Raw genomic sequence first — 392 nt, 5'->3', positions numbered from 1 at the left:
GTCGAAATACACCCACACCTTGCACCGGCTACCCGGCTCGATGACAGGGATGTCGACTTGCGCGGTAGCCTGCTCCAGCAGTGTGTCGTTGCCAGCAGCATCGCGCACCTGCACCAGGCCTTTGCCTGGCAGGCGCACTTTGACCTGGCGCACCGGCGCATCGCCACTGTTGTGCAGCTCGATGAGCAAGCCGGTACGGTGGTCCACCAACCCCGCCTCGAACGGTTTGGCGAACAGCTGGGCGTACGGCAACTGAGCCAGTTCGACCAGGCGCTCGACCTGATCGTGGCTCAACTGCCCCTGGCTGATGCTGTTGATACGCCCCTGCAACTGCTCATACTTGAGCTGGTCGCTGGCTTTGCTGATGCGCTCGCTGAACTGGCCAGGATAGG

At 62.5% G+C, this 392-nt stretch carries 1 protein-coding gene; it reads right to left on the bottom strand.

Annotated elements, in window-relative coordinates; translation table 11 throughout:
* Positions 1–392, bottom strand: a 392-nt coding sequence (locus QWI17_RS21625) for a hypothetical protein (protein WP_302724614.1), incomplete at both ends; no start/stop codon positions are given.

The organism is Gilvimarinus gilvus (genome assembly GCF_030518155.1).
GTDB classification, from domain to species: Bacteria; Pseudomonadota; Gammaproteobacteria; order Pseudomonadales; family Cellvibrionaceae; genus Gilvimarinus; species Gilvimarinus gilvus.
This window is presented reverse-complemented; position numbering and strand designations above follow the sequence as displayed.